The 22,046-nt window shown below is 66.9% G+C and carries 22 protein-coding genes; 7 read left to right on the top strand and 15 right to left on the bottom strand.

Annotated features, from left to right (window positions below):
- Positions 1 to 4: 4 nt before the first annotated feature.
- From HNE04_RS25830 to HNE04_RS25790, 9 genes are all read right to left on the bottom strand, one after another.
- Complete coding sequence (locus tag HNE04_RS25830) at positions 5 to 1,198, bottom strand: acyl-CoA dehydrogenase family protein (RefSeq protein WP_172226139.1); 1,194 nt, start codon at positions 1,196 to 1,198, stop codon at positions 5 to 7.
- Positions 1,199 to 1,209: 11 nt separating this feature from the next.
- Positions 1,210 to 2,124 (bottom strand): SDR family NAD(P)-dependent oxidoreductase, encoded by a 915-nt coding sequence (locus HNE04_RS25825; protein WP_207717727.1) that lies wholly within the window; start codon positions 2,122 to 2,124, stop codon positions 1,210 to 1,212.
- 105 nt (positions 2,125 to 2,229) lie between these two features.
- Positions 2,230 to 3,213 carry a Bug family tripartite tricarboxylate transporter substrate binding protein gene (locus HNE04_RS25820; protein ID WP_172226136.1) on the bottom strand — a complete coding sequence of 328 codons (984 nt, stop codon included), beginning with the start codon at positions 3,211 to 3,213 and terminating at the stop codon, positions 2,230 to 2,232.
- Positions 3,214 to 3,231: 18 nt separating this feature from the next.
- A complete protein-coding gene (locus tag HNE04_RS25815) occupies positions 3,232 to 5,016 on the bottom strand; it encodes an FAD-dependent monooxygenase (protein WP_207717726.1) in 1,785 nt (594 codons plus the stop codon).
- A 5-nt stretch (positions 5,017 to 5,021) separates the two neighbouring features.
- A complete protein-coding gene (locus tag HNE04_RS25810) occupies positions 5,022 to 5,582 on the bottom strand; it encodes a hemerythrin domain-containing protein (protein WP_172226133.1) in 561 nt (186 codons plus the stop codon).
- 75 nt (positions 5,583 to 5,657) lie between these two features.
- Positions 5,658 to 6,515 (bottom strand): response regulator transcription factor, encoded by an 858-nt coding sequence (locus HNE04_RS25805; protein ID WP_172226130.1) that lies wholly within the window; start codon positions 6,513 to 6,515, stop codon positions 5,658 to 5,660.
- Between the two features lie 149 nt (positions 6,516 to 6,664).
- The gene (locus HNE04_RS25800) at positions 6,665 to 7,495 is read right to left on the bottom strand and encodes an IclR family transcriptional regulator (RefSeq protein ID WP_172226127.1); all 831 of its coding nucleotides are present in this window, start codon (positions 7,493 to 7,495) and stop codon (positions 6,665 to 6,667) included.
- Positions 7,496 to 7,550: 55 nt separating this feature from the next.
- Positions 7,551 to 8,177: an NAD(P)H:quinone oxidoreductase gene (gene wrbA, locus HNE04_RS25795; RefSeq protein ID WP_172226124.1), complete on the bottom strand. Its 627-nt coding sequence runs from the start codon at positions 8,175 to 8,177 to the stop codon at positions 7,551 to 7,553.
- A 24-nt stretch (positions 8,178 to 8,201) separates the two neighbouring features.
- On the bottom strand, positions 8,202 to 9,152 hold the full coding sequence (locus HNE04_RS25790) for a quinone oxidoreductase family protein (protein ID WP_172226121.1): 951 nt from the start codon (positions 9,150 to 9,152) through the stop codon (positions 8,202 to 8,204).
- Between the two features lie 106 nt (positions 9,153 to 9,258).
- Between HNE04_RS25790 and HNE04_RS25785 the strand changes: the two genes are divergently transcribed.
- Together HNE04_RS25785 and HNE04_RS25780 are read left to right on the top strand one after the other, a co-directional pair.
- Positions 9,259 to 9,963: an NIPSNAP family protein gene (locus tag HNE04_RS25785; protein WP_172226118.1), complete on the top strand. Its 705-nt coding sequence runs from the start codon at positions 9,259 to 9,261 to the stop codon at positions 9,961 to 9,963.
- 53 nt (positions 9,964 to 10,016) lie between these two features.
- Entirely contained in the window at positions 10,017 to 10,487 is a 471-nt protein-coding gene (locus HNE04_RS25780) for a DUF3237 domain-containing protein (RefSeq protein WP_172226115.1), read from the top strand.
- Here the strand turns inward: HNE04_RS25780 and HNE04_RS25775 are convergent.
- The 3 genes from HNE04_RS25775 to HNE04_RS25765 are packed head-to-tail and all read right to left on the bottom strand — an operon-like array spanning position 10,463 to position 12,856.
- Positions 10,463 to 11,677, bottom strand: a complete 1,215-nt coding sequence (locus tag HNE04_RS25775) for an MFS transporter (protein WP_328700416.1) — start codon at positions 11,675 to 11,677, stop codon at positions 10,463 to 10,465. The two genes, HNE04_RS25780 and HNE04_RS25775, sit on opposite strands and share 25 nt — an antisense overlap.
- Positions 11,674 to 12,507, bottom strand: a complete 834-nt coding sequence (locus tag HNE04_RS25770) for an SDR family NAD(P)-dependent oxidoreductase (protein WP_172226112.1) — start codon at positions 12,505 to 12,507, stop codon at positions 11,674 to 11,676. Before HNE04_RS25770 ends, HNE04_RS25775 begins: the two co-directional genes overlap by 4 nt.
- Positions 12,508 to 12,532: 25 nt before the next feature.
- Positions 12,533 to 12,856, bottom strand: a complete 324-nt coding sequence (locus tag HNE04_RS25765; RefSeq protein ID WP_172226109.1) for a 2Fe-2S iron-sulfur cluster-binding protein — start codon at positions 12,854 to 12,856, stop codon at positions 12,533 to 12,535.
- 128 nt (positions 12,857 to 12,984) lie between these two features.
- On the opposite strand from HNE04_RS25765, the gene HNE04_RS25760 reads away from it, so the two are divergent.
- The 5 genes from HNE04_RS25760 to HNE04_RS25740 all read left to right on the top strand — a co-directional run bounded on the left by HNE04_RS25760 (position 12,985) and on the right by HNE04_RS25740 (position 19,442).
- Positions 12,985 to 14,187 carry a cytochrome P450 gene (locus HNE04_RS25760; protein WP_172226106.1) on the top strand — a complete coding sequence of 401 codons (1,203 nt, stop codon included), beginning with the start codon at positions 12,985 to 12,987 and terminating at the stop codon, positions 14,185 to 14,187.
- 86 nt (positions 14,188 to 14,273) lie between these two features.
- Positions 14,274 to 15,458: an alpha/beta hydrolase gene (locus tag HNE04_RS25755; protein WP_172226103.1), complete on the top strand. Its 1,185-nt coding sequence runs from the start codon at positions 14,274 to 14,276 to the stop codon at positions 15,456 to 15,458.
- 22 nt (positions 15,459 to 15,480) lie between these two features.
- Entirely contained in the window at positions 15,481 to 17,001 is a 1,521-nt protein-coding gene (locus HNE04_RS25750; RefSeq protein ID WP_172226100.1) for an AMP-binding protein, read from the top strand.
- Between the two features lie 35 nt (positions 17,002 to 17,036).
- Positions 17,037 to 18,230: a Bcr/CflA family efflux MFS transporter gene (locus tag HNE04_RS25745; RefSeq protein ID WP_172226097.1), complete on the top strand. Its 1,194-nt coding sequence runs from the start codon at positions 17,037 to 17,039 to the stop codon at positions 18,228 to 18,230.
- A 42-nt stretch (positions 18,231 to 18,272) separates the two neighbouring features.
- Positions 18,273 to 19,442 carry an acetyl-CoA acetyltransferase gene (locus tag HNE04_RS25740; protein ID WP_172226094.1) on the top strand — a complete coding sequence of 390 codons (1,170 nt, stop codon included), beginning with the start codon at positions 18,273 to 18,275 and terminating at the stop codon, positions 19,440 to 19,442.
- 36 nt (positions 19,443 to 19,478) lie between these two features.
- Here the strand turns inward: HNE04_RS25740 and HNE04_RS25735 are convergent, their stop codons facing one another.
- The 3 genes from HNE04_RS25735 to HNE04_RS25725 form a co-directional block, all read right to left on the bottom strand.
- Positions 19,479 to 20,615, bottom strand: a complete 1,137-nt coding sequence (locus tag HNE04_RS25735; protein ID WP_172226091.1) for an ABC transporter substrate-binding protein — start codon at positions 20,613 to 20,615, stop codon at positions 19,479 to 19,481.
- Positions 20,616 to 20,633: 18 nt separating this feature from the next.
- On the bottom strand, positions 20,634 to 21,566 hold the full coding sequence (locus tag HNE04_RS25730; RefSeq protein WP_172226089.1) for an electron transfer flavoprotein subunit alpha/FixB family protein: 933 nt from the start codon (positions 21,564 to 21,566) through the stop codon (positions 20,634 to 20,636).
- Positions 21,567 to 21,666: 100 nt separating this feature from the next.
- Positions 21,667 to 22,046: electron transfer flavoprotein subunit beta/FixA family protein (locus HNE04_RS25725; protein WP_172226087.1), on the bottom strand; the 380-nt coding region annotated here is incomplete at its 5' end.

Here is a 22,046-nt window from a genome sequence, read left to right as displayed (position 1 = left end):
GGTTTCAAGTGCCGAAGATCAGCTTGGCGAGAATGTTGCGCTGCGTCTCGCTCGAGCCCGCGTAGATGGTGGCGGCACGGCGCAGGAAGTAGTCTTCGACGCGGCCGAGTGCGCAGTCGGGCGCCCCCGGTGTCTGGCTCGATCCATCCCCCGCGTCTTCGTACGGCATGACGGAGGGGCCGAGCGCGTCCAGTGTGAGCTCCGTAATGAGCTGCATCACCTCGGAGCCGCGCAGCTTCATCATGCTGGCCGCGGCCATGGAGTCGCCTTCGTAGGCGTCGTCCAGCAGCAGCCGCAGGTTGGTGAGTTCCAGCGCATCCAGCTCCACCTGTGCGCCCGCGAGCCGCAGCGCGAAATGCGGGTCCTCGGCCAGCGGCCGACCGCCCGACTCCATGGTCGCCGCTATCTCGCGCAGCAGCACCATGCGCCGCTTGGAGCGGCTCACCTCGGGCGTTGCGGATCGTTCATGGCCGAGCAGGAACTTCGCATAGGTCCAGCCCTTGTTTTCTTCGCCGACGAGATTCGTGCGCGGCACCCGCACGCTGTCGAAGAAGACTTCGTTGAGCGTGTGGCCACCGTCGATGGAGATGATCGGCCGCACCGTGATGCGCGGCGTCTTCATGTCGATCAGCAAGAAGGAAATGCCCCGCTGCTGGCGGGCGTCAGGGTCGGTGCGCACCAGGCAGAACATCCAGTCCGCTTTGTGCGCATCGCTCGTCCAGATCTTGCTGCCCTCGACGATGTAGTCGTCACCGTCCACTTCCGCGCGCGTGCGCAGGCCCGCCAGGTCCGAGCCCGCGCCGGGCTCGGAATACCCTTGGCACCAGTGCTCCGTCATCGCCACGATCGCGGGCAGGAAACGCTGCTTCTGCGCCTCGCTGCCGAAGGTGTAGATCACCGGGCCCACCATGTTGATGCCGAACATCGACAACGGCGGCGCATCGGCGAGCGCGCACTCGTCCTCGAAGATGAATCGCTGAACCGGCGTCCATCCGGTGCCGCCGAACTGCGCGGGCCAGGATGGCGCGCCCCAACCCTTGCGATGCAGGATATGGTGCCAGGCCACGACGTCTTCGCGTGGCAGGTGCGAATGGCTGCGCTGCTGGCGGGCCAGCCGGGGCGGCAGCTTTTCCCGAAGGAACTGGCGAACCTCCAGGCGGAAGGCGCGGTCCGCCGGCGTCAGGTAGGCATCGATCATGGCAGTACCGATCAGAGCAAGATGCCGACCGTGGCGAGGCGCGCGGGCATCTGCCCGAGCACGCCGGGTGCCGTCGGCTTTGCGGTGCCAAGATCGGTGAGCCGGCCCACGGCGTCGGCGAACATGTCGACGGTGATGGGTTTGCGCGGGTCGAACTGCACACCAGCGGTCTCGAAGAACTGCACGCGGCCGAAGCCACCCGCGGCGGCGGTGATGATGTTGGCGCTGAAGTCGCAGTCTTCGCTGGCCATGTACGCGACCGCTGGCGCCACGTGCGCCGCCTGCATCAGCTCGTCGATCTCGCTGGACACCGCGCCCAGGCCCTGCGTCATGCGCGTCGTGGCGCCGGGGCTGACTGCATTGACCTTGATGTTCGCTTTCGCGCCCTCGACCGCCAGCACGTTCATCAGGCCCAGCAGGCCCATCTTGGCCGCGCCGTAGTTGGCTTGGCCGAAGTTGCCGCTGGTGCCCGCGACCGACGTCGTCATGATGACGCGGCCGTACTTTTGTTCGATCATCAGCGGCCATGCCGCCTTGGTGCAATACGTCGAGCCGAGCAGGTGGATGCGCAGCACGGCCTCGAAGTCCTCGAGCGCCATCTTGGCGAAACTCTTGTCGCGCAGGATGCCGGCATTGTTGATGAGCGCATCGACGCGCCCGAAGCTCTTGACCGCGGTGTCGATCAGGCGCTGCGCGCCTTCGGGCGTGGCGACCGAGTCGTAGTTGGCGACTGCGTTGCCGCCCGCGGCCCTGATCTGCGCGACGACCTTGTCGGCCGCGGCGTTGTCGCCGCCCGCGCCGTTGACGGAGCCTCCCGGGTCGTTGACGACGACGCGGGCTCCTTCACGTGCGAGCAGAAGTGCGTGTTCGCGACCCAGTCCATTGCCAGCACCGGTGACCACGGCCACCCGACCTTGCATGCGCATCTTCGTGTCTCCTGTGGGCTGCGCGCCCCTGTGTTACATGGAGACGAAGATCGCGCAAAGCGCGAGTCCGCGAATCGTCGCTTCCGACGAATCTGGGACGAGGCGCTATTCGGCCTTGATGCCCCGCTCGCGGATCACGCTGCGCCAGCGCACGGTTTCCGCCTGGATGAAGCTGCTGAATTGCTCGGGTGTTCCGCCGACGACGTCGATTCCCGCGTCCGTCAGCTTCTTGCGAATCTCGGCGGGCGCGATCGCTTTCTGGTAGGCGACGCCAAGACCTTTCACCACGACGTCGGGTGTGCCCGCGCGCACCATGAAACCCTGCCAGCCTTCCACGTCGAAGCCCTTCACGCCTTGTTCGGCTATGGTCGGCACGTTCGGGTACGCAGCGATGCGCTTGCTCCCCGCGGCGCCGATCGGGCGCAGCTTGCCCGATTCGATGTGCGGGCGAGCCGAAGCGCGATCCAGGAACATCAGGCCGACCTGGCCGCCAAGCAGGTCTTGTACGGCCGGGCCGCCGCCCTTGTAGGTGATCGCAACCAGCTTCATGCCGCTCTCGCGCGCCAGCAGCTCGGCGGCGAGGTGATGGGTGGTGCCGTTGCTGGGCGACGCGTAGCTGATGCCCTCCGGCGTGCGCGCTGCCAGGGCCGTCAACTCGGCCACGTTGTTCACCGGCAGCACATTTGGGTTCACCACCAGCAAGAAGTCGAACCTGGCAGTCATCGTGACCGGTGCCAAGTCCTTCAGCGGGTCGTACGTGAGTTTCTCGAACAGGCTCGGGTTGACTGCATAGGTGGTCATGTCGCCGAGCAGGAAGGTGTGGCCGTCGGCGGGCAATTGCTTGGCCACTGCAGTCGCGCCGATGATGCCGGACGCACCGGGGCGGTTCTCCACGATCACCGGCTGGCCCAGCGCCTGGCTCATGCCGGGCGCGACCTGCCGTGCGAAGAAGTCCGTGCCCCCGCCAGCCGGGTAGGGCACGACCAGGCGAATCGGCTGGCTGGGCCAGGCGGCTTGCGAGTGCGAACGCCCGGCGAGAGGTGCGAGGGCGGATGCGCCCAACAGGGAAAGCAGGGTACGACGATGCATTGAGAGTCCTCTCTTCGTTCAGGTGGCGTTGACCAGGTCGCGCCGCAGGATGCGGCCTAGCGCCGCTGCCAGCACGGCTCGCGGATCGCCGCGGCGACCCATCGATCGCCAGCCCACATGCTGGTCGGGCCGCACCAGGATCGCGCCATCGGCGGAAACCTCGCGCAGGTTGCGCCAGTTGCGGTCGATATCGCGCACATCTGCGTCATCGGAAACCTCGACGACGTCGATGCTCACGCCGCTGGTCTTCGCGAGCGCGCCAGCCGCCTCGGCCCAGCCGGACTTCCCATGGCCAGTGATGAGCACGAAGTTGCCAGGCCGCACCAAGTCCAGCGTGGATATCTTCTTGGCGTTGCGCTCCAGCCAGGCGTGCGGCAGCCGGTGGCCCGGCCGCGTGGTAGGCACATAGGTCTGTCCGAGCGGATCGCGTTCAGGCGTGGGCGTGCCGTCGGGCATCACCGCGCCGATGTCGTAGTGGTAGCCCAGCTCGATATCGTGGGCCTGCCACTCCATGCGTTGCACTTCCATGATCTGCGCCAGTCGCGCGCGGCGCGTGCGGCCTTCCTGGTTGTCGGCGAAGTAGCGGCGGAAGTTGGCCACGCTGGCCTCCGCGTTGCCGCGCACCAGCCCGATTCCCGCGTCGGTGAGCTGGTGGTTCTGGAATGTCATCAGCGCCCACTGCACGTTGCTCGCGGCTACCGGCCGGCGTTCGGCTTCGTAGCTGTCCAGCAGGCTGTCGGGGGCCTGGCCCTTGATCACGGCGGCCACCTTCCAGGCCAGGTTGTGCGCGTCCTGGATCGCCGAGTTCAGGCCCAGGCCGGTAGTGGGCGGATGACGATGCGCGGCATCGCCGGCCAGCAGTACGCGGCCCCAGCGGTAGCGGTCGGCCAGCACGCCTTCGACGGTCCAGTGGCCGATGCCGATGATGTCGGGCTGGAGGTCGGGGATCTTCAGCAGTTCGCGCATGCGCGGCAGCAGCGACGCTTCCTCGAAGCGTGACGGATCGTCGGGCCGGAAGCTGAAGTGGAACATCCACTCCTCGGAGTGGCGGCCGAACTTCGTGGGCCCCAGCTGTCCCAGGACGCCGCTGGCCCAGGAGCCCCCTTCGGGGTTCACGAACCATGTCGTCATCGAGTAGTCGTCGTCCCAGTACTTCGACAGGTCCGCGCGGAAGTACACGGTGACCATGTGCGCCAGGTCCGTCTGGCCCTCGATCTTCACGCCCACGGCCGGGCCCACCGTCTTGCCGCCGTCGGCGCCGATCAGGTAGCGGGCGCGCACGCGGATTTCCTTTTCCGTGGCGCGGTCCTGCACGACTGCGGTGACCCCGCCTTCGTCCTGCTCGAACGACACAAGCTGGTGGTTGTAGAGCACCTGGGCCTGCTTCTGCGCCGAGGCCAGCTCGCGCAGTAGCGGCTCCATCCGCACCTGCGGGAACAGCGTCGACTCGCAGGGGCTGTCCTTGGCGTAGTGGGCGAGCGAGCCGCCGCCGAAGGACTCGATGCGGTAGAAGGTGCGTCGGTCCAGCTCGCCGTCGCCGGCCAGCGTGGTGCACCAGCGGATGTGCGAGATGTGTTCGAGCGGCATCGAGCGCTCGTACACCCGGTCGGCCACTTCGAACTGGCGCAGCAGCTCCATGGTGCGCTGGCTGATGTAGCGGGCTTTCGGCAGCCGGCCCGGTGCGGGATGACGCTCGATCAGCAAGCTGGTTACGCCTTGGCGCGACAGGAACAGCGACGAGGCCAGGCCGCAGCCGCCGCCGCCGACGACGAGGACGGGAACTTCGATCTCTTGCAGGGTCATGGTCGTTAAGTAGGAAGTTGGTTCGAGACGATGCGGTCGAACAGTTCGCGGTGGCCGCGTGTCATGGACCCTTCCAGTGCGCCGCGCTGGCGCGTGAACGCGGCGTCCAGTTCGCTCCAGTCCTCGGCCGAAAGATAGTCCATCGCCACCGGCAGCACATAGCTCTCTTCGACCTCCATGTGGCCGAGGTAGCCTTCGATGTAGGCGCCCAGCATCAATTCGAAAGCTTCGCGGCGCTCGTCACCCATGACCTGCCAGGCCATCAGGCTGTGCTCGAGGTCGCGCACGGCGGACTCGCCGCGGCCATGTTCCGCCAGCAGCCGGTCGAGAACCGGCCATAGCGCGGGGCAGCGCTCGCGGATGAGCGGAAACAGCAGCTCGCTCTCGTTGGCATGGTGCACGCGCGCGGCCATCTCGTCCATGTAAAACAGCATGGCACGCAGCTCGTCGAAATCCGGCGGCTCGCCCGACTTGCGCGCCTTGTCCACCGATCGGCGCAGGGCGCGCAGCACGGTGGCCAGGGCGCGGTGCTCCTCGATGATCAGTGTGACGGCCTGCGGCTGCATGGGCGTGGCGTAAGCATGCTTCTATTGGCGCATCGCGGCGCCGCGCGGTCAGTCCCCGCCACGGGGGACACCCTTTCAATGCAGCGCGGGGGAGGGGGAGGCCGTTGCTTCGAAGCGCTGGCCGATCCAACCGCTCCAGCGCGTCAGGTACCAGGTGAGTAGTTCGCGTTCGCTGCCGATCGCCAGGCGCTGATAGGCGCGCTTGCGGTAAGTCTTCACGGTTTCTTCGCTCACCGAGAGGTCCAGCGCGATGCCGACGGACGAGAGCCCGTACAGGATGCGCGCACAGACCTCGGCTTCACGCCGCGGCAGGTTGCTGGTGGTGACGATGCAGCTTTCGATGTCCGGCAGTTCTGTCAGCGCGCGAGCCACGTTGGGCCGGCTCTGGCAGACGTCGGCATGTTTGCCCAGCACCGCGACCAGCAGGTCGCCGCACTGGCTGAGTTTGGCGATCGCTTCGCCGGCAAAGGGCGTGTGCGGATCGGAGCGCAGCACGCTCAGGCCGATCGCGCCGCTCGCGCTGCGGCCGCACAACAGGATGCGGTCGCGTACGTGCGGGTAGACGCGCGGGCGCAGGTCGTTGTAGCCGTCGTCGCTGAAGTCCACGTGGATGATGCTGCTGGGCGCGGGCCCGCTCACGCAGCGTTGCGCCTCGGTCATCGCCGGGTCGCGCCTCCACCAGCCCTGTTTGACGTAGCTTTCGACCCGATCGCGCGCGGTGCGCTCCGGCTCGAAGCAGCAGGCCGCGACTTCGCGCAGTTCATCCTGCCCCAGCCGGAAAGCTGCGAAATGGTCGGCGCCGCACAGGTCGTGCAAGAAGTAAGCGAGCGCTGGCCCGAAATGCTTATGGCCGATGGATTCCACCAACTGCGCCATCGAACTGTTCGGGGTAGTGCCGGGCGTCGCCGGGTCCTGAACCATCACGGTCATCATGTGCTTGTCTCCTGAGATGCTTGGGGCTGCGAGGCCCTCCCCGGCTCGGACTCGATGGGTCCGTTGGAATATCCGATAACGGAATCAGATTACGCTTAACGTAATTTCTAGAGACTGGGGAAAACCCGTACTTCCGACGGGCGGCAGGTTCAGGCCCAGCCCATCCGTCGTGAAACCTCTTCGGCGCGCGCTGACAACGTGGCCGCGATGGGCCCGTCCAGGTCGGTGTTGATCAAACCGGCCGACCCCATCACGGTCAGCACGCCGACGATCGCACCGGCGTGGTCGAGGATGGGGGCGGACAGGCCATGCAGGCCCGGATTGACGTCGCCCCGGACCTGCGCGAGTTTGTGTTGACGCACGCCCTCGAACAGGGTTTCCACCTCGTCCAGTTCTATCTTCCGGTTGGAGGGTGTGGCACCGGGATGCGGCGTGCCCGCCAGTTCCTTGCGAATGTAGGGTTCAGTGACCGAACGCGGCAGGTAGGCGCCGAACACGCGGCCGGTAGAAGACGTGAGCAGCGGCATCACGGAGCCGGGGCGGCCGCTGATGATGAGCGCATCGTTGGTCTCCTCGAAGCGGACAAAGGTCGGGCCGGCGCCGCCCCACACCGCCAGGCCGGCCGTGAAGCCGAGTTCGTCGCGCAGCGTCGCCAGCGTGGGTGATGCCACCTGCACCACGTTGAGGTGCCTCAGCGCGGCCAGTCCCAACCGCACGGCGAGTGGTCCCAACCGGTAACCACCGGTCGCCGCATCCCGTTCGGCCAGGCCGCTGCGGCAGAAGCTCACCAGGTAGCGGTGCGCCTTGGGCGGCTGCATGTCGGCGCGCTCGGCCACAGTCTTGAGCATCAGCGGTGCGCCCATGTCGATCAGCGCCGAGAGCACGCGCACGGCCGTGTCCACCGCCTGCACCCCGCCTGCATCGTCGTCGCCGTTGCCGCCTTCGTCGCTCATCGCATCATCTTCGCGAGCTTGCACCATGGACTACTCCAGTGCCGCGGGCTGTCGAACCCCGGCGGCGCGAGCCTAGCATGACTCAGGCCGCCATGGCGGGTTCCGGCTCGCGCGCGGCGGCCAGGATTTGTGCGAAGCGCGCGATGCGAGCGCCCTGGTGGCGAGCGGCTGCCAGGACCAACTCGGGTAGGGGCTGGCCGCGGCCGTCATTGAAACTCGTGCCGTAGGGGTTGCCGCCGGCCGCCTTCACCGACGCGTCGGTGTAGCCCACCGGCACGATGATCGAGCCCCAGTGGTAGAACATGTTGTGCATCGCGAGCAGCGTCGACTCCTGGCCGCCATGCAGGTTGCCCGCGCCGGTAAATGCGCCCGCGGCCTTGTCCTGCAGCTTGCCTTGCGCCCAGAGTGGGCCCAGCGTGTCGATGAACTGTTTGAGCTGCGCGGCCGGCAGGCCGAAGCGCGTGGGCGAGCCGAACACATAGCCATCGCACCATTCGATGTCGGCCGGCGTGGCCTCAGGCACATTGCGCGTCGCGTCCAGGTGCGCCTGCCACGCCGGCTTGGCGGTAATGGTTTCCGGCCCGGCGAGTTCGCGCACCTTGCGCAGCCGCGTCTGCGCCCCGGCCTGTTGCGCGCCCTGCTCGATCGCGCGCGCGGTCTCCCAGGTGTTGCCGGTGCTGCTGTAGTAGACGATGGTGACTTTGGTCATGAATAGGTTGTGTTGAGGGAGGGGCTACACCGTGATCACGATCTTCCCGAAATGCTCGTTGGCGCTCATCCGTGCGAGCGCGGCGCCGGCATCGGCCAGCGGGTAGCTGCTGTCGATCGGCAGGCGCAACCGGCGCTCCGCGATGGCCTGGCCCAGGTCCGCCAGCATGCGCGCGTTCAGCACCCGGATTTCCTCGACGGAGCGGGTGCGGAAGGTGACGCCGATGTAGGTGAGGCGCCGCAGCGCGTGCAACTGGAAGTCGAAGTCGCCGCCGGCGCCGCCCAGGCGGCCGAGGTTCACGATGCGGCCGCCAATCGCGGCTGTCTGCATGGTCTGCGCGAATTGCTTGCCGGTGACCTGGTCGACGATCACTTCCACGCCCTTGCCGGCGGTGGCTTCCAGGATGTGCTCGTGCCAGCCGGGCTGCGACGGGTCGAGCGCCAGGTCGGCGCCGAACTCGCCCAGGCGCGCACGCCGCGCGGCATGCGTGGACGTGCCGATCACCTTGCCCGCGCCCAGCAGGCGCGCGATCTGCAAACCCATCAGGCCGACGCCGGAGCTGGCGCCGTGGATCAGTACATCGTCGCCACGCTTGAGCTGCCCCTGCGTGGCGAGCGCGTCGTGCATGGCCTGCAGCGCGAGCGTGAGCACGGTCGCTTCTTCGTAGGGCAGCGACGCGTCGGGTATCTTGCAGGCGCGCCCGCCGTCGGTGACGGCGTACTCAGCATAGGCGCCGGCGCCGGTACACATGACCCGGTCGCCGGGTTTGAACGGCCCCGCTTGCGGACCGGCCTCGATCACTTCTCCGGCCCATTCCATCCCGATGACCTTGCCGTCCTTAGCCGCCAGCCCGGCCAGGTCCGCACGGTTCAGGCTCGCGGCTTTCACGCGCACCAGAATTTCATGGGGTTGGGGCTGCGGCGCCGGCACATCGGCCAGCCGGGCGCCGTCGGGAGTCGAGACAATGGCTTTCATGCGGCCAGCATAGGCGGCGCCCCGGCACGCGTATGCCCCCCTCGGATGGGACAGACAGAGCGCGCGAGGCGGCTATGGTGAATGACCTTCGCATCGAAAGATACCAATGATCTACGAGCTGCGCCTGTATTCCGTCGCACCCGGCCGCATGGCCGACGTGCACTCGCGCTTCAACGACCACCTGCCCGCGCTGTTCAAGCGCCACGGCGTCGACTGCGTGGGCCGCTGGATCGCATTGGCCGGTCCTGACGCGCCGCGCTTCGTCTATTTGATGGCCTACCGCGACTACGCGCAACGCGAAACCACTTGGGCCGCTTTCTACCAGGACGCCGACTGGTGGCGCATCCGTGCCGAAACCAACGCCGGCCATGAGATGGTGGAGCGGCACGATCTGTTCTTCATCAAGCCCAACGCGGTGTGGGCCGCACTCGCCGGTGCCGCAGCGCAGGAAGCGATCGGCGGATTGCACGAGCTGGTGCAGCAGCAGGTCGCGCCGGGCCAAGCGGCCGCGGTCAATGAATTCATGAAGCAGACATGGCTGCCGCGCCTGCGCGAAGCGGGTGCCCGCGTGCTGGGCGTGTTCGACATGGCTGCCGGCTCGGGCATGCAGAAGGTGGTGCTCTTGTACGCGTGGCCGGATGCGGCCAAATGGCACGCGGGCCATCGCCAGCTCGAAGCCGACGAGTCGCTGCGTGCCGAGCTGGCCGCGCAACGCAAGAAGCTGGGCACCACGCTGTTTCAGCGTAGCGAGGTGAATCTACTCGAGCCCGCCCCGGGCATGACTATTCATGCTGGCCTGGGCCGGCACTGACGCCCCATTCCCTGAACACCCATGATGACCTCTCGCAATTCCCGAACGCTTCCATGAGCGGCGTGCCCCAAGCCCTCGAGTCTCGCTTCATTGGTTCGATGCGGATCGAGGTGGAGAGGTCCGTTCATCTCGGTGTCACACGTTCGGGGTCTCGGCGCTTCGATATTCTCAAGGGTGGCAGCTTCGAAGGGCCGCGCGTGCACGGGACGATTCTTCCAGGCGGGAGCGATAGTCTGCTGCAGCGCTCGGATGGGTCCTACCATCCGGATGTTCGCTTGGCAATGGAAAGCGACGACGGTCAGACGGTGCTGATCACGTACCGGGGCATCCGCACCGCCAGCGAAGCAGTCAACTTTCGACTAATGGCGGGCGAACACGTTCCTTATACCGAGTTCTACTTGCGCAGTGCGGTATTCTTCGAGACCGCTTCCGAAAAGTACGACTGGCTCAACCGCATTGTGACCGTAGGGGTGGGTCGGCGCGAAGGTGCCACGGTCGTCTACGAAGTGTTCGAGATCCTTTGAGCGGGTGCTGCCATTGGGCTGATGGCGGCGCGGCGGCGTAGTCTGAACGCGAAGACAGCGCCCAACAGTGCCAGGCCGACGCTGCAAACCAGGAACAGCGGTCGGTAGCCGATGCGGTCCACGCCCAGGGCGGTGATCGCGACGCCGGCGGAGATGCCGGTGAACATCGCCGACGCATACAGGCCCACGGCCGTGCCGCGCACCGCGGGAGCCATCTGCGTCGCGTGCGTCGTCAGCGTGTTGTGCAGCATGTAGTAGCCGATGCCGGCCAGCATGCAGGCGGGCATTGCGGTTTGCCAGAGCGGCACCAAGACCAGCAGCGCCCATGACAGGCCCAACAGGCCGCCGCCAGCCAGCGCCTGGCCCGCTTCGCCGAGGCGCGCGAGCAAAGGCTTGGCGGCGAACGAATACACCATCCCGCCGACGCCATACAAGGCGACCACTGCGGCGGCCCACGAGATGCCAAGTCCGAATTCGGTAACCAGAAAAGCGGGCAGAAACGCCATCACCGAGAACGCGAAGGCGCCCTCGAAGGCGACGGCGATAAGGATGACACGCGCCCACGGGCGGCCCAGCACATGGCCGATCTGGCGCAGGTGCCCGCGGCCCGAAGGCGCGGGCGGCGATTCGCCGCGCACTTCGGCATTCAGTGAGATCACGGTGCCGGCGCCGCAGAACAGCAGCGCCAGCGCGGCGAACACGGTACGCCACCCGAACAGGTCCGTGAGCAGGCCGGAAACCCACTGGCCGGCGATCATGCCCATGATCGACGCGCTCAGGAAGCGCGCCAGCACCGCTTGCCGCTCCTTATAGGGCACGGTGTCGCCGATCCAGGCCAGCACCAACGGAATGATGCCGGCCGCCGCGGCGCCGGCCAGCACGCGTGCGGTCACCAACATCTCCAGGCTCATGGCGAGGAGCGCTGCGACGTTGCCGGCCACGCAGGCCAGCGCCGCAAAGCCAATCACACGGCGCTTGCCCCAGCGGTCGCCGAGCGGGCCGAAGACCAGTTGCATCAGGCCGTAGGCGATGGCGTAGCACGACACCGTGAAGGCGGCTTGGCCGGTGGTCACGTTGAAGTTGCTGGCCAGGGCCGGCAGCATGGGATCGCACACGCGCATCATCGCGCTGCTGCCGAAATACGCCGCCAGCAGGGGCAGCAGCATGGAAGGCCGGAGGGCGGCGGTCACGCCTGCTGCGCGTCCTGCTTCTCGAAACCGGGGCGCGGGATCAGCGTGAGCCACGCGGTGGACAGGCCGCCGTCGACCAGCACGTCCTGGCCGCTGACGTAACCCGAGCGCGGACTGGCCAGGTACACCACGACCTCGGCGATATCGCGCGGGCCGCTGATGCGGCGGGCCGGCACGATCTGCTCGCGCTTCTTCAGGACCTCGAGGTTCTGGTAGATCACTTCGCTCATCGGCGTGCGGACCATCGCGGGGCTGACCACGTTGCTGCGGATGCCGTGCTCTCCCAACTCCACCGCGAGCAATTGCGACAGCATCTTCACGCCCGCCTTGCTCACGCTGTACGGGCCGCTGTAGGGCTGCGGGACCCGGCCGGAAATCGATGCGACGTGCACCATGCTGCCGCCGCCCCCGGCAATCATCTGGCGCCCGAAGGCCTGCGAGCACAGCAGGAAGCCGCCCAGGTTGACGGCCATCAGCTGGTTCCATTTGGCCAGGTCGATGTTCATCAGCGCGTCGGCGTAGATCGCCGCGGCGTTGTTGACCAGCACGTCGCAGCGCCCAAGGGCGCGCTCCACCGCCTCGGCGGCCCGGTCCACGCTGGCCTTGTCGGTGATGTCGCAGCCGACCGCGATCGCCTCGGCGCCGCTTTCGGCGATTGCCGCCGCGACCTCGATCGCGCCTTTTTCGTCGCGGTCCAGCAGCGCCACCTTGGCGCCCACGGCGGCGAACTCGCGCGCGATCTCCGCGCCGATGCCGCCGGCCGCGCCGGTGACGACGCAGACCTTGTCTTCGAGCTGAAGCCAGCTGGCCGGCTGCGCGGGAGTGGTCATGAAATGATCCTGGAAAAAGATGGAATCAGACTTGCGGGTCGGCGATGCGCACCACGATGCCGGCCAGCTGCTCGTTCATCACGATCTGGCAGGCCAGGCGGCTGTTGGGCTGGCGCCCGGCGGCGGTGAAATCGAGGATCTGGTCCTCGTTGGGCTCCATCGCGCCGAGGCGATCGAGGAAGCGGTCTTCCACGAACACATGGCAGGTGGCGCAGCTCATGGCACCCCCGCAGTCGCCGACGATGCCTTCGATGCCGCTGTCGCAGGCGGCGCGCATGAGGTTGGAGCCAATGGCAACGTCGACGTCGCGGCGCGAACCGTCAGTACAGATGTAGGTGGCCTGGGTCATGGGGACTCCTTGGTCTTCTCTTGCCGTCACTGTCGGTCGGCTCGGCCCTGGTGTCAGTCCCCTCGTCAGGGGACGGCCGATCCCGCCGAGCGCGGGCACACTGGCCGCATTCACCTTCCGGAGACGCCATGACCGCCGCCGCCTTGCTGGCCGAGCCGCCCGTGCTCGACACCGACCCCTTCACGGCCGAAACGCTGATCGACCCATACCCCTTCTTCGAAGCTCTGCGCGAAGCCGGGCCGGTGGTACGGCTGGCGCGCTACGGCATTTACGCCACCGGCCGTCATGCGGAGACGGCGACCGTGCTGTCGCAATGGCAGCGCTTCACCAACACCGGCGGCGCCGGCTTGGCAGACATCCGCCAACCCGGCAACTGGCGGCCGGCCAGCGTCATCCTGGAGTCCGACCCGCCGCAGCACACCGAAGTGCGCGCGGCCTTACAAAAAATCCTGTCGCCCATCGTGGTGCGGCAGTGGCGCGAGCGCTTCTCGGCACGTGCCGAAGCAATGGCCGATGCCCTGGTCGACCAACGCGAGTTCGACGGTATGCGCGACGCCGCCGAGGCCTTCGTACTATCGGTGTTTCCGCCGGCGGTAGGCATCAACATTCCGCGCGAAAACGCCCAGGCCATCGGCGACATGAACTTCAATGCGATAGGCCCCAACAACGAATTGACGCAGGCGGCCGTGGCGCGCGCTCAGCCCTACATGCAGTGGTATGAGGACAGCATGAAGCGCGATGCGATGCTGCCCGGCGGCTTTGGCGAACTGATCTATCAGGCTGAGGATGCGGGTGCCTTGCAGAAGGGCTTCGCCGCCAACCTGACCCGCTCCTTCCTGCGTGGCGGCATGGACACCACCATCAGCGGCATCGGCGCCGCGCTGCAGGCGCTGGCGCGCGACCCGGGGCAGTGGGAGCTGCTGCGCGCCGACCCCGCGCTTGCGCGCAACGCTTTCGAGGAGGCGATCCGCTTCGAGTCGCCGGTGCAGGTGATGTTCCGAACCACCTGCGAGGGCGCCGAACTCAGCGGCATGGTGCTGGAGCCCGGCACCAAGATCGCGGCCTTCATGGGTGCAGCCAACCGCGACCCGCGCAAGTGGCCCGATGCCCATGTGTTCGACTTGCGGCGGCCGGCGGGGGGACAGCTGGCTTTCGGCCATGGCGCGCACCTGTGCATCGGCCAGATGATCGCGCGGCTGGAGGCCGAATGCCTGATCGGTGCGCTGGCACGGCGCGTGCGCTCCATCACCGTGGCCGGCGAGCCGGCGTACCGGCCGATCAACACCTTGCGCATCCTGGACCGCTTGCCGCTGCGCGTCGAACCTGCCTGAAAGCACCTCAAGGGGCTGAGGGGCTCGCTCGACCTGTACCGCCGCGGGGGGACTGAGCCCGGGCAGGTTCACGGCTACAGTGAACCATGACCTCTACCACCCCATCGAACCTGCACACCGAGTGGGTGCACATCCAGTACGAGGAGCGTTCGGCCTTCACCGAAACTTACGGCTTCGCCGGCAACCAGGGCGCCATCAACCTCGAGGGCATCCGCTTCCGCCCCGAAGGCAAGCCCTCGGATACGCTGATGGTGTTCATGCACCCGGCTTCCACGCTGCAGCTGCTGCCGGTGCCGCGCGCCATGGCGGCCATGGGCGCGCACGTGCTGTGCGCGGGCAGCCGTTACCAGCGCAACGACACCGCGCTGATCATGGAGAAGGTGTTCCTGGATCTGGGCGCCTACATCAAGCACGCCAAGCGGGTGTGGGGCTACAAGCACGTGGTGCTGGTGGGCTGGAGCGGCGGCGGCGCGCTCGCCGTGAGCTACCAGGCGCAAGCCGAGAACCCCACGATCACCCACACGCCCGCGGGCGACCCGGTCAACCTGAAAGATGCGGGGCTCATTCCCGCCGACGCCGTGATCTACCAGGCCGCCCATCTGTCGCGGGCGCACCTGCTGGCAGAAGCGATAGACCCCTCGGTGCGCGACGAACTCAACCCCGACGATCGCGACGTGGAACTGGACATCTACGATCCGCGCAACCCGAACCAGCCGCCTTACTCGCCCGAGTTCATCATTCGCTACCGCGCCGCGCAGCTTGCGCGCATGCGCCGCATCACCGCCTGGGCGAAGGACAAGCTGGCTGAACTCAAGGCCCGCAACACCGGCGAGATTGAGCGCGGCTTCATCGTTCACCGCACGCTGGCCGACCCGCGCTTTCTCGACCCCACGCTTGATCCCAACGACCGCAAACCCGGCTGGTGCTACATGGGCAACCCCGAAACGGTCAACACCGGCCCGGTGGGGCTGGCGCGCTTCAGCACTCTGCGTTCGTGGCTGTCGCAATGGTCGCTCGACGACTCCTGCGGCAACGGGCTGGAGGGTGCGAAGCGCATGCGTGTGCCGCTGTTGGTGATCGAGAACAGCGCCGACGATGCCGCACCGCAGACTCACCCGAAGATGCTGTTTGCCGCCGCCGCGTCGCCGGACAAGACCTTCCGCATCATCAAGGGTGCGACCCACTACTACGCCGGCCAGCCCGAGCTGCTGGCCGAGGCAACAGCATTGATTTGCGGCTGGCTCCGGGAGCGCAAGCTGCTGGAATCCTGATGCAGGAAGTCCCGCAGCCACTATGAACCTCTTCAGCCTGCTCGATCACACTGCCCGGCGCTGGCCCCATGCGGGCGCCGTCTACCTCGGCGATGAGTGCGTCCAAACCTGGGCGCAATTGCGCGGCCGCGCGCTGTCGCTGGCCGCCGCCCTGGGTGCTCGTGGCGGCACCGGCGCCCGAGTGGCGATCGCCACCGAGAACTGCCCCGAGTACCTGGAGCTGATGTTTGGCGCCTGGGCCGCGCAGGCGGCGGTGGTACCGGTCAACTACAAGTTGCATCCGCGCGAGATGGCGCAGATCGTCGAAGATGCGGATGCCGCATGGGTGTTCGCATCGCAAGAGCTGGCCGAGGGGTTGCGCGAGGCACTGCGCGCGCCGTTTCGCGAACGCATCGTCATCATCGGGTCGGACAACTACCGATCGCTTTTCAGCGCCGAGCCCGCCGAGCTGCCGTCCACCGATCCGCAAGCGCTGGCCTGGTTGTTCTATACCAGCGGTACCACCGGCCGCAGCAAGGGCGCGATGCTTTCGCACCGCAACCTGATGGCGATGACGCTGGCGCACCTGGCGGATGTCGAATCCATCGATGAAGATTGCAGCCAGATCCATGCGGCACCGATGTCGCACGGCTCCGGCCTCTATATCCCGGCTTATGTCGCGCGCGGCGCTCGGCAAGTGGTGCCGGCCTCGCAGGGCTTCGAGCCGCCTGAGTTCCTGGATCTGTGCGAAAGTCATCCGCGTTGCGGCGCGTTCCTGGCACCCACCATGGTGCAGCGCCTGCGCCTGGCCGCGCAGGCTGCGGGCCGCAAGCCGGGAGGGCTGCGCACCATCGTCTATGGCGGCGGCCCGATGTATGTGGAGGAACTGAAGAAGTCGCTGACGGTGTTCGGCAACGTCTTCGTGCAGATCTACGGCCAGGGCGAATCGCCCATGACCATCACTTGGCTGCGCCGCGAGGATCATGCGACGGACGATGACGCCATCCTCGGTTCGGTCGGCCTGCCGCGTACCGGCGTCGAGGTGCGCGTGGTCGGGCCCGATGGCCAGGCGCTGGCCGCGGGCGAAATCGGCGAGATCATTTGCCGCGGCGACGTGGTGATGTCCGGCTACTGGAACAACGCCGCAGGCACCGGCGAGGCGCTGCGCAGCGGCTGGCTGTACACCGGCGACATGGGTTCGTTCGACGAGCGCGGATACCTGACGCTGCGCGACCGCAGCAAGGACGTGGTGATCAGCGGCGGCTCCAACATCTATCCGCGCGAGGTCGAGGAGACGCTGCTGGCCCACCCCGGTGTGGCCGAGGCCTGCGTAGTGGGCGAGACCGATGCCGAATGGGGCGAGGTGGTGGTGGCCTTCATTGTCGCGGTACCCGGCGCGCCGGTGTCCGCGCAGGCGCTGGACGCGCACTGCCTGGACCGCATCGCGCGCTTCAAGCGGCCCAAGCGCTACCACTTCATCGACGGCCTGCCCAAGAACAGCTATGGCAAGGTGCTCAAGCGCGAACTGCGGGAGCGCCTGGCCCGGGCGGAGGACCGGCGCTGACCGCCGCTGCCGCTGCATCGCGCACCTCACAGGCGATGGGGCCGGCGCTGGTCGTGACCATGGTGACGCTGCTGACGCTGGCGCAGCCCCTGGCCACCGACTTGTACCTGACGGCGCTGCCGGCGATCCGCAACGAGTACGGCGCGCCGGTCAGCGTAGTGCAGCTCACCCTCTCGGTGCTGGTGCTCAGCTTCGGGCTGAGCCAACTGCTGTGGGGTCCCGCGGCCGATCGCTTCGGCCGGCGGCCAGTGATGCTGGCCGGGCTGGTCGCCTACGGCGGCGGCGCGCTGATCGGCGCGGCAGCGCCCACCATCGAAGTGCTGATCGGAGCGCGCGCCGTCCAGGGCATCGGGCACGCGGCCTGCATGGTGTGTGCTCGCGCCCTGGTGCGCGACCTGTTCAAGCCGCAGCAGGGTACGCACGTGATGGCTCAGGCGATGTCGCTGCTGGCGCCGGCGACCATGGCCATCCCGGTGATCGGCGCCTTTATCACGCAGTACCTGGGCTGGCGCGCCACCCTGTTGGCCATGACGCTGTTTGCCCTGGCGACACTGACGCTGGTCGTGCTGCGGATCCCGGAAACGGTGGCCATGCGGCAACCCGACGCGCTCAATCTCAGGCAGCTGTTCCGCACCTACGGCCGCATAGCACGCAACCCGTCCTTTCTCTCCTGGACAGCGCTCAACTGCACCGGTTACGCGGCCATCTTCGGCTTCTTCTCCAGCTCGGCCTACCTGTTCATCGAGACCTACGGCGTTGCCCGGATCAACTTCGGCCTGGTGATAGGCGGTGCCTCAGTGGCCTACCTGGCGGGCACCTTCCTGTGCCGGCGCTGGATCGCCCGGTTGGGCATCACCGGCTCGGTCCGGCGGGCGGCCTGGATGGCGCTGGCGGCCGCCGTCATCTTTATCGTGCCGCAACTGGCCAACGCCCACACCCCGGTGACGCTGACGGCCGCCTTGTGGCTGATGCTGCTGGCCTACGGCGTGCACCAGCCCTGCGGCCATGTCGGCCAGGCCTCGGCGTTTCCGCTCAATGCCGGCGCCGCGTCGGCACTCGGCGGCTTTTCATTCGCGGCCGCGGCCTTCCTGTCCGGCACCTGGCTGGGCTTGATGTTCAAGCCCGGCAGTTCGGCCGTGCTCGCGCTGTCCATCGGCCTGCTATCGGCCGCCACCGGGATCATTGCGCTGACGCTGGTGCAGCGGCACGGCAAGCCGCCCGCCCTCTGACCAGCGGCCCCTTCATCCGTCCACGTTCCAGGAGAACACGCCATGACTCACAACGCGCATATCGTCGGCTGGGGCCACACGCCCTTCGGCAAGCTCGACAACATCGAACTGGAGCAGCTGATCCGCGACGCGGTGCAACCCGCCCTGGACAGCGCGGGCCTGGAGCCCAAGGACATCGACGGCATCTTCGTTGGCCACTTCAATGCCGGTTTCGTCGGCCAAGACTTCACCGCTTCGCTGCCCGCCGTCGCGATGCCCGAGTTCCGCCATACGCCATCCGTGCGCATGGAAAACGCCTGTGCCACCGGCTCAGCCGCGATCTGGGCAGCGATGGATGCCATGGCCGCCGGCCGCATGAAGCGCACGCTGGTGATCGGCATGGAGAAGATGAACGGCCTCACCACACCGGAAGTGGCGGCCACGCTGATCAAGTGCTCGTACGTGAAGGAAGAGGGCGCCGACCCGGCAGGCTTCGCCGGCATCTTCGGCGGCATCGCCACCGAGTATTTCCGCCGCTTCGGCGACCAGTCGGACGCGCTGGCGGCGATCGCGGCCAAGAACCACAGCAACGGCATGCACAACCCCTACGCGCACATGCGGCGCGACCTGGGCTTCGACTTCTGCCGCAACCCCTCCGACAAGAATCCCTTCGTCTCCGGGCCGCTGAAGCGGTCGGACTGCTCGCTGGTGTCCGATGGCGCGGCGGCGCTGGTCCTTTCCGCCGAGCCGCTGTCCGGCGCCAAGGTGCCCGCGATCCGCTGGCGCTCGCGCACCCATATCAACGACTTCCTGCCGATGTCGCGGCGCGACCCGACCCGTTTCGAGGGCGCGGCGATGGCCTGGCAACGCGGGCTGGCCGCTGCTGGCGCGCAATTGGGCGATCTTTCCTTCGTGGAAACGCACGATTGCTTCACCATCGCAGAGATGCTGGAGTACGAGGCCATGGGCCTGGCGCCGCACGGGCAGGGCGCGCGCATCATTCTCGATGGCATCACGCGCAAGGACGGCAAGCTGCCGGTCAACCCGTCGGGCGGACTGAAGTCGAAGGGCCACCCGATCGGCGCCACCGGCGTGTCGCAGCACGTGATGGCGGCGATGCAGCTGTCCGGCACGGCGGGCGGCATGCAGGTGAACGACGCCCGCCTCGGCGCCGTGTTCAACATGGGCGGCTCCGCCGTCGCCAGCTACCTGAGCTTGCTGGAGGCCGCCTGAACCCAGCCCAGGCGATGCACCTGGGTTCGCGGCGGGCTACTTCATGAAGCGGCCGCCGGAGCTGATGATATTCAGATCCACATAGCGCGAGCCGCTTCGGTTCGCAGTCCCATAACCGACCTCAAAACCGCCCAGCTGCAAGGGGCGCATCGATTCCGCCGCCGCGACCAGCTTTGCTCGCGTCAAATCCTTCCCGGCACGGCGAATGGCTTCGACCAGGACTCGGGTGTTGATGTAGCTCTCGAGACTGGTGAACGAGAATTCGCCCACGCCGATCTTTTGCATCGCATCCTGGTATTCCTTGACGATGGGCACCCCCGATGCCCACGGAAAAGGAACGACCGAAGAAACGATGACGCCCACGCCGTCTTGCCCCAGCGCCTGGACGCTCGCGTTCGTTCCCATGATCGACAGCGCGTAATACTGAGTGCCCTTGGACGGCGCGTTGTACGCTTTGATGAAATCCACTGTGGTCTTGCCCGCGGTGAGCAGGATGATGGCCTCGGGCTGCGCCTTGGCGGTCGCGTTGACGACTCGGTCGACATCCTGCCCGTCTGGGCGGATCGTGCTGATCGAAACAGGTTTGGCGGGCCAATGTGCCATCTCGTCCAGGATCGACTGCAGTTCGTTTGAAAACGAAGATTCGAAGAACACCACTGCGACCTTGCGCGTTCCGATGGTTTTCAGGTGGGCCACGATCTTCAGGATCTCGTCCTTGTAGCTGGCACGGACGTTGAAGACATGGCGCCGTGGCGGTTGGCGCACTACTTGTACGCCCGTCCATGGCGCGAACAGGGGCACGCCCACCGCTTCCGCTTGCCGTACCGCTTCCAATGAGATGGCCGTGCCCATCACACTGAGCAGCGAAAACACTTTTTCGCCTTGGATCAGCCTGGTAATGTTCTGGACGGCTACGTCCGTCTTGTACTGGTCGTCGAGGGTGACCAGGGACAGCTTGCGTCCATGGATGCCGCCGGCCGCATTGATGCGCTCGAGACAAGCTTTGGCGCCGCTGGCGATGTCCCGGCCGAACTCGCCAAGCGGCCCCGACATGGCCACCGTTTGACCGAGGAGGACGCTGCTGTCAGTCACACCGGTCTCGGCGGCGCGGGCGGGGTCCGATAGCATGGAGACGATCAGAGGTGCTGCGCGGAGAAAGGTGCTGCGTTTCATGGCGATTCCGGGACTTGGTTAGAGGTGAGAGTGCAGTTCGGGAACTGCCGTGAACAGATCCGCTTCCAGCCCGTAGTCGGCCACCGAGAAGATCGGCGCTTCCGGATCCTTGTTGATCGCCACGATCACCTTGGAGTCCTTCATGCCGGCCAGGTGCTGGATGGCGCCGGAGATGCCCGCGGCGATGTACAGCTGCGGGGCGACGATCTTGCCGGTCTGGCCGACCTGCCAGTCGTTGGGCGCGTAGCCCGCGTCCACCGCGGCGCGGCTGGCGCCGAGCGCCGCCCCGAGCTTGTCGGCCAGCGGCGTCATCACTTCGTTGAACTTCTCGGCCGAGCCCAGCGCCCGGCCGCCCGAGACGATGATCTTGGCGGCAGTCAGTTCCGGCCGGTCGGTCTTGGCGATCTCGTTGCCCTCGAACTTGCTCTTGCCGCTGTCGGCCACGCCCGTCACGGTTTCGACGGGAGCTGAGCCGCCGGTAGCCGCCGCCGGATCGAAGCCGGTGGTGCGCACGGTGATCACCTTCTTCTCGTCCAGGCTCTGCACGATGGCGATCGCGTTGCCGGCGTAGATCGGCCGCTCGAAGGTGTCGGGGCTGTCAACCTTGGTCACGTCGGAGATCTGCCCGACGTCCAGCTTGGCGGCCACGCGCGGGGCGATGTTCTTGCCACTGGCGGTGGCCGGGAACAGGATGTGGCTGTAGTTGGCGGCGATGGCCAGCACCTGGGCGGCCATGTTCTCTGCCAGGCCATGGGCGAAGTGCTCGCCTTCGGCGTGGATCACTTTGCTCACGCCGGCGATCTGTGCGGCTGCCTTGGCGGCTTCACCGGCGTTGTGGCCGGCGATGAGGACGTGGACGTCGCCGCCACATTGCGCGGCTGCGGTGACGGTGTTGAGGGTCGCGCCCTTGATGGTGGCGTTGTCGTGTTCGGCAATAACAAGAGATGTCATGGATGGCTTTCGTATTTGGTTGTCATGCCGGACTTGATCCGGCATCCATCGGGGCGCGCCAACATGGATTGCGGGTCAAGCCCGCAATGACAGCCGTTCGTTAAATGACCTTGGCCTCGTTCTTCAGTTTGGCGACGAGGGTCACGACATCAGGCACCTTGATACCGGCCGAGCGCTTGGCCGGCTCCATCACTTTCAGGGTCTTCAGGTGGTTCTTGATTTCCACGCCCAGGTCGGCCGGCTTGAAGATCTCCAGCTGCTTTTTCTTGGCCTTCATGATGTTGGGCAAGGTCACGTAGCGCGGCTCGTTCAGGCGCAGGTCGGTGGTGATGATGGCCGGCAGGCTGATGGAGACGGTCTCCAGGCCGCCATCGACTTCGCGGGTGACACGGGCCTTGCCGTCGGCGATTTCCACCTTGGAGGCGAAGGTGGCTTGGGGCAGGTCGCACAGGGCGGCGAGCATCTGGCCGGTCTGGTTGC

The organism is Caenimonas soli, from assembly GCF_013155545.1.
Classification (GTDB): domain Bacteria; phylum Pseudomonadota; class Gammaproteobacteria; order Burkholderiales; family Burkholderiaceae_C; genus Ramlibacter; species Ramlibacter soli.
This window is presented reverse-complemented; position numbering and strand designations above follow the sequence as displayed.

Bases quoted from the DNA above. Each gene is read 5' to 3' on its own strand.
- HNE04_RS25830 (WP_172226139.1), bottom strand. From the start codon at position 1,198: ATGATCGATGCCTACCTGACGCCGGCGGACCGCGCCTTCCGCCTGGAG.
- HNE04_RS25825 (WP_207717727.1), bottom strand. From the start codon at position 2,124: ATGCGCATGCAAGGTCGGGTGGCCGTGGTCACCGGTGCTGGCAATGGA.
- HNE04_RS25820 (WP_172226136.1), bottom strand. From the start codon at position 3,213: ATGCATCGTCGTACCCTGCTTTCCCTGTTGGGCGCATCCGCCCTCGCA.
- HNE04_RS25815 (WP_207717726.1), bottom strand. From the start codon at position 5,016: ATGACCCTGCAAGAGATCGAAGTTCCCGTCCTCGTCGTCGGCGGCGGC.
- HNE04_RS25810 (WP_172226133.1), bottom strand. From the start codon at position 5,582: ATGCAGCCGCAGGCCGTCACACTGATCATCGAGGAGCACCGCGCCCTG.
- HNE04_RS25805 (WP_172226130.1), bottom strand. From the start codon at position 6,515: ATGATGACCGTGATGGTTCAGGACCCGGCGACGCCCGGCACTACCCCG.
- HNE04_RS25800 (WP_172226127.1), bottom strand. From the start codon at position 7,495: ATGGTGCAAGCTCGCGAAGATGATGCGATGAGCGACGAAGGCGGCAAC.
- wrbA (WP_172226124.1), bottom strand. From the start codon at position 8,177: ATGACCAAAGTCACCATCGTCTACTACAGCAGCACCGGCAACACCTGG.
- HNE04_RS25790 (WP_172226121.1), bottom strand. From the start codon at position 9,152: ATGAAAGCCATTGTCTCGACTCCCGACGGCGCCCGGCTGGCCGATGTG.
- HNE04_RS25785 (WP_172226118.1), top strand. From the start codon at position 9,259: ATGATCTACGAGCTGCGCCTGTATTCCGTCGCACCCGGCCGCATGGCC.
- HNE04_RS25780 (WP_172226115.1), top strand. From the start codon at position 10,017: ATGAGCGGCGTGCCCCAAGCCCTCGAGTCTCGCTTCATTGGTTCGATG.
- HNE04_RS25770 (WP_172226112.1), bottom strand. From the start codon at position 12,507: ATGACCACTCCCGCGCAGCCGGCCAGCTGGCTTCAGCTCGAAGACAAG.
- HNE04_RS25765 (WP_172226109.1), bottom strand. From the start codon at position 12,856: ATGACCCAGGCCACCTACATCTGTACTGACGGTTCGCGCCGCGACGTC.
- HNE04_RS25760 (WP_172226106.1), top strand. From the start codon at position 12,985: ATGACCGCCGCCGCCTTGCTGGCCGAGCCGCCCGTGCTCGACACCGAC.
- HNE04_RS25755 (WP_172226103.1), top strand. From the start codon at position 14,274: ATGACCTCTACCACCCCATCGAACCTGCACACCGAGTGGGTGCACATC.
- HNE04_RS25750 (WP_172226100.1), top strand. From the start codon at position 15,481: ATGAACCTCTTCAGCCTGCTCGATCACACTGCCCGGCGCTGGCCCCAT.
- HNE04_RS25745 (WP_172226097.1), top strand. From the start codon at position 17,037: ATGGGGCCGGCGCTGGTCGTGACCATGGTGACGCTGCTGACGCTGGCG.
- HNE04_RS25740 (WP_172226094.1), top strand. From the start codon at position 18,273: ATGACTCACAACGCGCATATCGTCGGCTGGGGCCACACGCCCTTCGGC.
- HNE04_RS25735 (WP_172226091.1), bottom strand. From the start codon at position 20,615: ATGAAACGCAGCACCTTTCTCCGCGCAGCACCTCTGATCGTCTCCATG.
- HNE04_RS25730 (WP_172226089.1), bottom strand. From the start codon at position 21,566: ATGACATCTCTTGTTATTGCCGAACACGACAACGCCACCATCAAGGGC.